Source organism: Planomonospora antibiotica, assembly GCF_014647955.1.
In the GTDB taxonomy this organism is placed as follows: domain Bacteria; phylum Actinomycetota; class Actinomycetes; order Streptosporangiales; family Streptosporangiaceae; genus Planomonospora; species Planomonospora parontospora.
Genome location: NZ_BMQE01000120.1, coordinates 1 through 2609, shown reverse-complemented (window position 1 = coordinate 2609; position 2609 = coordinate 1). Strand labels below are relative to the sequence as shown.

The following is a 2609-nucleotide window of genomic DNA, read 5'->3' as shown; positions in this document are numbered from 1 at the left end:
ATACAAATCCAATCGATCACACTGTGACATCAAAGACTTCGGCTCACGTAAAGCCCTCTCAGGAGCCGGTGCTGACGGTGAGCCAGATCAGCCGCAGAGCCGCGCTGCCGCTGGCCACCGCCGTCCGCCTGGTGGAAGAGCTGACCCGGCACGGGCTGCTGGCCCGGGACGAACAGCGTCGGGTGCGGATCGGGAACCGGTTGTGGGAGCTGGCCCAGCGGGCTTCACCGGTACGTACGCTGAGGGAGACCGCGATGCAGTTCATGGGCGACCTGCACAGCGTGGTCGGCCACTCCGCGCAGCTCGGCATCCTCGACGGCGAGGAGGTGCTGTTCGTCGAGCGCCTCATCGCACCCGGCGCGGTCGTCACCGTCACCCAGATCGGTGGGCGGCTGCCGCTGCACGCCTCATCGGCGGGTCTGGTCCTGTTGGCGCACGCGCCCGCCGACGTCAGGGACCGGGTGCTGCGCGGACCTCTGCAGGCCTACACCCCGCATACGATCACCGATCAGCGAGCCCTGCGCGCGGCCCTCGCCGAGGTGCGCCGGAACGGGTTCGCCTTCTGCCCGGGTCACATCCGCCCGAACGCCACCGGGATCTCCGTGCCGGTGCGGGTGGCCGGGCGCGTGGTCGCCGCACTCGGCCTGGTGGTGCCCAACGACGAGCACGCCTGGTCACTGGTCCGGTCCCTGCAGATCACCGGGATGGCTCTCAGCCGCGCGCTCGACGTGCAAGCCGGCCTGCTACAGCAGATCGAGCTGTAGCGGATCGGCTGACCACCCTGGCCGGTGACGTCCCGGATGAGAGGAGCGGCGTACGGCGCCCCATACGTAGTCCGACAAATTGCCGAATTTGGGAAGTGGATAAATTGGAGGAGCGTATTCATCAGATGAATCCGGAGAGCACGGATGAGACTGGAAAGCCTCGACCTGAACCTACTGATCACGCTGCATGCGCTCCTGGAGGAGCGCAACGTCACCCGCGCGGGACAGCGGATCGGGCTCAGCCAGCCGGCCACCAGTGCGGCGCTGAGCCGACTGCGCCGCCACTTCGACGACGAACTGCTCCTGCGCGTCGGCAACGGCTTCGAACTCACCCCGCTCGCCGCCTCGCTGATCGACGCGACAGCGCTGGCGGTCAACGTCGTCGATCGGGTCTTCTCCGCCAGGCCTGACTTCGACCCCGCCACGAGCGACCGCGAGTTCACCCTGATCAGCTCGGACTACGTGCTGACCGTCCTGGGCGGGGAGCTGATGCGCACCCTCGATCGCGAGGCTCCCCGCGTCCGCCTGCGACTCCTGCAGATCAACGTTCCGCGTGTCGACGACATCGATACCACCCTGCGCTCGGTGGACGGCCTGCTGATGCCGCACGGTTTCATCTCCACCCATCCGGCGGTGGACGTCTACACCGACAGGTGGGTCATCATCGCCGACCGGGACCATCCCGACCTGCGCGACGGCATCACCATGGACCACCTGCGGGAGCTTCCCTGGGCGGTGACCTTCCGCGGCCCGACCGCGATCGCCTCAGCCGCACGGCAGCTCAACATGCTCGGCGTGGAGCCCCAGGTGGAGATCGTGGTGGAGAACTTCCAGTCCCTGCCGTTCCTCGTCGCCGGCACCAGGCGCATCTGTCTGCTGCAGGAACGGCTGGCCCTGCGGCTGGCAGGACTGGAGGATTTCCAGATCCTGCCCTGCCCCTATGAGGCCGTACCCGTCATCGAGGCGTTCTGGTACCATGCGGTCCATCAGGCCGACGCGGGGCACCGGTGGCTGCGCGAAGTCCTCGTCGAGGTCGGCAAAAAGGTGGAGCGCCAGTGAGCCGCTCCACCCGTCAGAAGCTTCCCGGGCTTCTCTGAAGGCCGTCGCTCTTCGGAACGCTCCCTGGCCGTCAAGAGACGACGAACGGCCCGCTTCTGGATCTACCGGGCCGCGGACGCCCAGACTCCGGCCGGAGGAGACGGCATCGTCACAGCAGTGCTCGCCCGTCCGCGGACGGAAGGGCGCCGCAACGCTCGTCGTCAGGTCGGCCGGAGTCCGGCAGACCCCGGACATCCGGGGCACCGTAGCGGTACCAGCCACCGCCCAGGTGATGTTTGGCCCGGTACATGGCCATGTCCGCGTGATGCATCAGCTCGTCGAGATTCAGCTCGCCAGGGCCGCTCAGCGCGATGCTGCCGCGCACCTGCAGCACGGCGTCACCGACCATGACCGGCTGCCGCATCTCGGCCAGGAGGCGCTGTGCCACGGTCTCGGCGTCCTGCGGCGCGGCGATGCCGTGCAGCACCACCGCGAGCTCGTCCCCGCCGAGCCGCCCGACGACATCGGAGCCGAGCACAGCACGACGCAGCATCCGACCGAAGGCCACCAAGAGCTGGTCGCCGGCCTGGTGGCCCAGCGAGTCGTTGACCTGCTTGAACCCGTCGAGATCGGTCAGCAGGACGGCCACGCTCTGGCCGGAGCGGGCTGAGCGCGCCAGCGCCCGCGACAGCACTTCGGTCAGATGGGCCCGGTTGGCCAGGCCGATCAGGGGATCTGTCATCGCCTGAGGCTCCCCCTTCGGCGTGGACACCCCTGACAATGGATCTTGTTCCATGAAGGGGAGTG

The 2609-nt window shown here is 68.1% G+C and carries 3 protein-coding genes; 2 read left to right on the top strand and 1 reads right to left on the bottom strand.

The window, feature by feature from the left end; translation table 11 throughout:
* Nucleotides 1-68 precede the first annotated feature (68 nt).
* Together IEZ06_RS35630 and IEZ06_RS35625 are read left to right on the top strand one after the other, a co-directional pair.
* Nucleotides 69-764 (top strand): IclR family transcriptional regulator, encoded by a 696-nt coding sequence (locus IEZ06_RS35630; protein ID WP_229799163.1) that lies wholly within the window; start codon nt 69-71, stop codon nt 762-764.
* Nucleotides 765-908: 144 nt separating this feature from the next.
* Nucleotides 909-1823, top strand: coding sequence for a LysR family transcriptional regulator (locus IEZ06_RS35625; RefSeq protein WP_189241075.1), 915 nt, complete (start codon nt 909-911; stop codon nt 1821-1823).
* Nucleotides 1824-1971: 148 nt separating this feature from the next.
* Here IEZ06_RS35625 and IEZ06_RS35620 read toward each other — a convergent pair.
* Nucleotides 1972-2609: GGDEF domain-containing protein (locus tag IEZ06_RS35620; protein WP_229799161.1), on the bottom strand; the 638-nt coding region annotated here is incomplete at its 5' end.